This is a genomic window from Paenibacillus sabuli, assembly GCF_014705605.1.
Lineage (GTDB): Bacteria > Bacillota > Bacilli > Paenibacillales > Paenibacillaceae > Paenibacillus_D > Paenibacillus_D sabuli.
Genome location: NZ_JACXIZ010000054.1, coordinates 41,604 through 47,603, shown reverse-complemented (window position 1 = coordinate 47,603; position 6,000 = coordinate 41,604). Strand labels below are relative to the sequence as shown.

The window sequence follows — 6,000 nt, the reverse complement described above, 5'->3', positions numbered from 1 at the left end:
TGTGGTGGTCGGGATACCTCCATTTTACCATTTAATGCTTCGGTGCATTTTTGTTTTTTTATCTGAATCTAAGGGCTTTTTGAACAGGCTCTTTAAGAAAGACGGTTTATTACATCGATAATTTGAAGGAACTTCTGCACGAATTGGAGTCGCACCGCTTTTCAAAAATCGACCGCTCGTTCCAATTCGCTCTGCAAAGGCTAGACCATAACCTGACGCTGCAATTCCAGGGAATCGCAGCACTGATGACGTATATCGCGTTGTACAAAGACGCCGGGAACTGATGGCAAGAAAAGAGGGGCGAAGATGGCAAAATGGGATAACATGCTGTCCATTCTGTGGATGCTGCGCTACGGAAGAAAGCGCACCGCTGCGCAAATCGCCGACAGCTTGGAAATCAGCGTCCGCACTGTGTATCGGTATATCGACGCCTTATGCGCCAGCGGCGTGCCGGTCGTCGCGGAATCGGGTCATGACGGCGGCATTCGCATTCTGGAGAGCTTCAAGGAAACAAGTACCTCCCGGCGTATTTGATGACCTTCGGTCCGTCCATCCGCATTCTGGAGCCGCCGGAGCTGAAGCAACTGGTCCGGGAATTGGCAAAGGGAATCGTACAGCTTTACCAAGCTGATCCTGATTCCGATTTCAACTTCACTGACAGCAGTTGTCAGCATAGCCGGTATACACTAGAGACAAGGCCGCGCCAATCAAGCGACGACGAAAGGTAAGGTGAAGGCAACAATGCTTCAACATACTCAGCAATTGTACGATTTTCATGTTTGGGCCAACGACCAAGTGTTTGCGCATCTGGAGCAGCTTCCCAAGGAGGCGTTCCATGCGGAGGCGACCAGTGTGTTTCCGTCCGTGGCGCAGACCTTCGGGCACATGTATTTGTTCGAGCAGCTCTATCTGCTCGTGCTTGCGGAAGTGCCGAACGCGGATATATTTCCGAAGGTCCCGGTCTGGCAAGAAGAGGCGGCGGGCAAGGACTTGGCTGAGATGCGGCGGCTGTTCGACGGCGTTGCCGTGCAGTATCGCGAATTGCTGCGGCGCACCCCCGACCCGGACAAGGCCATGACCATCGAGCATCCGAACTACGGCAGCCTCGATACGCATTTCTCAGAAATCCTGCGGCATGTGGTCAATCACGGGACGTATCACCGAGGAAATATCACCGCTATGCTGAGGCAGCAAGGGCACGCCGGTGTCCCGACCGATTATTTGTTTTATTTGCTGGAACGGCAGCAAGGAGGTCGTCAGCCCGGGTAAGGCTGATGATTTTTAATTTTTATTGACTGAACGTACGGTCAATGTATAAAATAGAGGAGAAAAGGAAGGAGTGGATACGATGGATTTGGCTTTTGAGGTACATGGTGCAGGAGGCACTCCGGTCGTGCTGATTCACAGTCCGGGCGTCGATTCGAGAGAGTGGAAGTATGTCGCGCCGCTGCTGGCTGATCAGATGCAGGTGATCACTTACGATGCAAGAGGGATGGGCCGCTCGCCGGCTCCGGAGGAGCCGACGAGTCTGGTGGAGGATCTGAGGGCGCTGCTCGATCATCTGGGACTTGCGCGCGTGTCGCTGGTCGGACACTCGATGGGCGGACAGGCGGCGACCGACTTTGCCTTGACGTATCCCGATCGCGTGGCGCGTCTCGCGCTGCTGGCCCCGTCATTGACCGGCTTCGAGCCTGAGCCCGATTTCGTACGCTGGATGACTGAGGTCAATGCTTGCGCGCCGGATGTGGAGCGTCTGGTGAATAAGTCGCTGGGCGGACCGAATTATCGGGTCGTGATGAATAGCGGGGAGCGCGAATTTCTGCAAGAGATGCATACCGCCTATATGACCCGCGTCTTTAGCCAATGGAAAAGCTTCGAGGTGAACTGGCCTCAGCCGCCGGCGATCGAACGACTGGAGCAGCTGCGCTGCGAGACGTTGTTCGTTCACGGCACTGTGGAATGGCCGGACATGCTCCGCGTAGCCGAGCAATTCGAGCGTGTGCCGAATGTTCGCTTCGCCCGAATCGACGAGGCGGATCATATGCTGACGCTTACGCATCCCGGTCAGCTTGCCCGGTTGCTCGTCCCCTTCCTTGATGGTACGCTGTAGATCATGAAGGAGTGAAGGCGATGCCGCGTACACGGGAAGAAAACGAGCGCATTCGGCAGATGACTAGGGATAAGGTACGCACAGCGGCCACTGAAGTATTCGTCGAGCAGGGCTACCATGCGGCCTCTATCGAGGCAATTGCCGCCAAGGCCGGCATTTCCAAGGGCCTGCTCTACAGCCATTACAAGGGCAAGGAAGCGCTGCTGGAGGAAATGGCGCAACAGCGTGCAGCCGAGATCGCGGCGGTGATGCAAGCGTCGCTGGCCTTGTCCGACCCGCGGGCGCAGCTGCGCAGCATCGTGGACGGCGCGCTCGATCAGACGGCGCAACAACCGGAGCTGTATCGGTTTTTTGTGCATTTGCAGACGCAGCCGGAGGAAGACCGCGTGCTGGGGAAGTACAGCCTCCTGCTCAAGCGGGAGATGAGCGCGCAGTATGACAAGCAATGTCGGATATTCGAAGCGCTGGGCGCGCCCGAACCCCGTATCGCCTCGCTTTACTTTTCCTCCGCGTTGCAAGGGGCGATGCTGATGCTGTCGACCTATCCGAGCGACTACCCGCTATCGCGCATGAAGCAGGAGATCATGCGGCAGTTCGCCTCCGATTCGCAGTGAAGGATGTGAGGGACATGGTAAAGGCAGTGGATTTCGCCTCCCGGACGAGCCGCCGAATACGTTCCCGGTATCCAGCATTCCGTGGGTGAACTTCATGGCCTTTCATTTACATCTTTACGATGAAGGAACGTTTTTGCGGCCGATTTTTACAATGGGACGGTTCGACAGGAGCAGAGGCGCTGTTCTTCTCCCATTGACGGCACAACTGCATCATGCTGTGTGCGACGGGTATCATGCGGGCGTGTTGTTCCGCGAGCTGCAAGCACGCGCCGATTCGTGCGCGGATTGGCTGGACGGCTAACGCTCAGGGCCACGGTGTAAGGGGATAGCAGGCGAGGCGCTTTCCGACAGGAGGTGCTGCTCGCCTGTTTTTTTGCGAACAAATGTTCTTGTTATCTGACTTGTTCTTGTGCTATAATGTAATTCACGAAAGCGGCATGCGAACGAGCCCTACAAGCCGCGCAGCACAGTTCTCGTGCAATTTTCGCATCTCGTCCGGGGGTGGAGGCATGATCGAGGAACGGCTGGATCGCATCGAGGGATTGATTACGCAACTGATTCAAATGGTTGCGGAGAACAACACGGTCGTAGAAAAACTTGAGCACCGGATGGATGGTATGGAACAACGGATGGATGGCATGGAGCGACGAATGGACGGCATCGACCAGGGGGTGGAGACGATGGAAGAAAAAATGTCCGCCGAGCATGCGCTGGGGGAACGCCGCCACCAGGAAATCATGAAGGAAATTCGCTTTTCCGGCCACGAGATCGACTATCTGCGCAATCAAACCGCCAAACACGACATGGACATTCACGTATTGAAGAAAATGTAAATAAAGGAAGCGGGGAAAGCATGGGAACGATACGTTGGGGGATCATCGGCTGCGGCGATGTCACCGAAGTAAAGAGCGGGCCGGCGCTGCAAAAGGCAGAGGGCTCCGCACTGACCGCGGTCATGCGGCGCAGCGGCGAGCTGGCGAAGGATTACGCCAGCCGGCACGGCGTGCCGAAATGGTACGACGATGCCGAGCGGCTCATCGCCGATCCGGAGGTCGACGCCGTCTATGTCGCGACGCCGCCTTCCTCGCATCTGCAATACGCCCTTCTGGCGGCCAGGGCCGGCAAGCCGGTGTATGTGGAGAAGCCGATGGCGCGCAATACCGCCGAATGCGAGGCGATGATCGCGGCCTGCGCGACAGCGGGCGTGCCGCTGTACGTGGCGTATTATCGCCGCGCGCATGAGCGTTTTGCCCGCATCCGGGAGCTGCTGGCGCAAGGGGCGATCGGTCAGGTGCGCTTCGTCCGCACGCTGCAGACGGGCCGCGTGCTGGCGCCGGAGCAGGCGTCGTCTGGCCAGCTATGGCGGATCGATCCGAAGATCGCGGGCGGCGGCTTGTTCGTCGATCTGGCCAGCCATACGCTCGACGTTTTGGATCACCTGCTCGGCCCAATCAGCGACTGCACGGGCATAGCCGCCAATCAAGCGGGCCGCTACGAGGCGGAGGACATCGTCAGCGGGACGTACCGCTTCGCATCCGGCGCGATCGGCACCGGCACATGGTGCTTCAGCGCCTATGAGGGGCTGGACCGCAACGAGTTGATCGGCAGCGACGGCGCCCTCGTTTTTCCGACCTTCGGCGACTGGTACGAGCTGCACCGAGCGGGTGGAGCCCCCGAGCGCTTCACCGTGCCAAATCCGCAGCACGTCCAGCAGCCCTTGATCCAGCAAATTGTGGACGAGCTGCGCGGTCGCGGCCGCTCGTCGAGTACAGGGCAGAGCGCGCTGCGCACGAATCGGGTCATGGACGCGCTGCTGCAGCCGTATTATGGTTATCCCTGCTAGCATTACAACTGCAAGCGGGTCACATCAAGGACTGAAGGCTGGTTCGCAGCGGGGTCGCCGTCCGTCCGATCAGACGCTCGAGGTCGGAGGAGACCGACCGCGTATCAACGCCCTGCAGCCAGCGGAAGATCCAATGCGGAACATCCGAGGTATGCACGCTGACCGGCGCGCCGGTCAGCTCGGTCACGGCGTCCGCAAGCTCCGGTAGAGACCAGGCGCGCGGACAGGTCAGCTCGTAGCTGGCGCCGCGGTGCTGCTGCGGCGCAGCCAGTACAGCAGCTGCGGCCTCGGCCAGGTCGCGCCGATCAACGGCGTTGAAGCGCCAGTCTCCCGGAGGAGCCTCGAGCCGACCGATCTGCACCGCGTGCTGCAGGTCGAAGGCGCCGACGATGTCGGTGTACAACGCATTGCGCAGCACCGTATACGACAGGCCGGCCTCGCGGATGAAGCGCTCGGTCGCCAGATGCAGCGGGGCAGGCGGACCGCTCGCGCGCTCTGCATAGGCAAAGCTCGTATACACGATCTGTCCGACGCCAGCCTCTCGAGCCGCCTTTACGACCTGCCGATGCTGCTGCAACCGGACCTCGTCGTCGGGGTGAGGACTGGAGACGAACATCAAGCAGGAGATACCGGCAAAGGCTGTCTTAAGCGTCTCCGGCAGGTCGTAATCGCAGTGTCTGGCGGGTAAGTCTCGAGCCGTATAGCCCGCGATTAGCTCGGGACGGCGCACACCGGCGGCAATCTCCGCATCCGGCAAGCGCCGCTGTTGCAGGAGGTCGAGGATCTGGCCGCCTAGTTTTCCAGTTGCGCCAGTAATCATTATTGACATGGGCATACACTCCTTTATTCGCCAGATAGTTTAGTGCTTAACAAAATGGTCGTGGAGAAGCGACTGGTGCCACCCTCCTGGGGACACCGCAAGTCTCCCTTCGCAATAGCCCTACCGGCGCTTCAGCTTGGTCAGCAGCCCCATCAGCTGGTGCAATTCCTGCTCGTCAAGCGCCTGCATCCGCTCTGCGACCAGCGTCCGATTATCCGGCAGATGGTGCAGCAGCAGTTCCCGGCCTGCGGCAGTGATAGAGATGATCGACTTGCGCCCGTCCTGCGGGTCCGATCCGCGCAGGACCAGTCCGTCTTGCTCCAGGGGCTGGAGCAGCAGCGTAATATTCGACTTGGTGACACCGATCCGCTGGGCCAGCACCGATGGCAGCATCGAGCCGCCGCTCTTCATGATCTCGACGAGGATGCGGACGCGGGCGCCGTGAATCCCCTTGGACTGCCAGTACTTGTCCGACACCTCGACCAGCCGGGCAGTCGCTTCGACGAGTGCGAAGAAAACCTGATTGGGCAGCGGCAGCTCATGGACGTAGGATTCGAGCGTATCGACTGAATCCATGGAAAACCCTCCCTTGGCATTGGTGCGACAATGGAGA

Annotated in this window: 9 protein-coding genes and 1 pseudogene; 8 read left to right on the top strand and 2 right to left on the bottom strand. The window is 59.1% G+C overall.

All coding sequences use genetic code 11. The annotated features are described in order from the left end of the window. Nucleotides 1-306: 306 nt before the first annotated feature. The 8 genes and pseudogenes from IDH44_RS23320 to IDH44_RS23290 all read left to right on the top strand — a co-directional run. Nucleotides 307-513 (top strand): annotated as a pseudogene (locus tag IDH44_RS23320) (helix-turn-helix transcriptional regulator); the annotation flags it as partial. Nucleotides 514-533: 20 nt separating this feature from the next. Beyond that, nucleotides 534-728 (top strand): hypothetical protein, encoded by a 195-nt coding sequence (locus tag IDH44_RS27540; protein ID WP_449582575.1) that lies wholly within the window; start codon nt 534-536, stop codon nt 726-728. A gap of 13 nt (nt 729-741) precedes the next feature. Beyond that, the gene (locus tag IDH44_RS23315) at nt 742-1,269 is read left to right on the top strand and encodes a DinB family protein (protein ID WP_190921236.1); all 528 of its coding nucleotides are present in this window, start codon (nt 742-744) and stop codon (nt 1,267-1,269) included. Nucleotides 1,270-1,348: 79 nt separating this feature from the next. Next, a complete protein-coding gene (locus IDH44_RS23310; RefSeq protein WP_190921235.1) occupies nt 1,349-2,110 on the top strand; it encodes an alpha/beta fold hydrolase in 762 nt (253 codons plus the stop codon). 20 nt (nt 2,111-2,130) lie between these two features. Beyond that, nucleotides 2,131-2,724, top strand: a complete 594-nt coding sequence (locus tag IDH44_RS23305; RefSeq protein WP_190921234.1) for a TetR/AcrR family transcriptional regulator — start codon at nt 2,131-2,133, stop codon at nt 2,722-2,724. Continuing rightward, nucleotides 2,714-3,025: a CatA-like O-acetyltransferase gene (locus IDH44_RS23300; RefSeq protein ID WP_190921240.1), complete on the top strand. Its 312-nt coding sequence runs from the start codon at nt 2,714-2,716 to the stop codon at nt 3,023-3,025. Before IDH44_RS23305 ends, IDH44_RS23300 begins: the two co-directional genes overlap by 11 nt. 208 nt (nt 3,026-3,233) lie before the next feature. Beyond that, complete coding sequence (locus IDH44_RS23295; protein WP_190921233.1) at nt 3,234-3,557, top strand: hypothetical protein; 324 nt, start codon at nt 3,234-3,236, stop codon at nt 3,555-3,557. Between the two features lie 20 nt (nt 3,558-3,577). Then, on the top strand, nt 3,578-4,567 hold the full coding sequence (locus tag IDH44_RS23290; RefSeq protein WP_190921232.1) for a Gfo/Idh/MocA family protein: 990 nt from the start codon (nt 3,578-3,580) through the stop codon (nt 4,565-4,567). Between the two features lie 19 nt (nt 4,568-4,586). On the opposite strand, the gene IDH44_RS23285 is transcribed toward IDH44_RS23290, so the two are convergent. Then, nucleotides 4,587-5,396 carry an NAD(P)H-binding protein gene (locus tag IDH44_RS23285; protein WP_190921231.1) on the bottom strand — a complete coding sequence of 270 codons (810 nt, stop codon included), beginning with the start codon at nt 5,394-5,396 and terminating at the stop codon, nt 4,587-4,589. Between the two features lie 111 nt (nt 5,397-5,507). Further along, a complete protein-coding gene (locus IDH44_RS23280; protein ID WP_190921230.1) occupies nt 5,508-5,963 on the bottom strand; it encodes a MarR family winged helix-turn-helix transcriptional regulator in 456 nt (151 codons plus the stop codon). Nucleotides 5,964-6,000 lie beyond the last annotated feature (37 nt).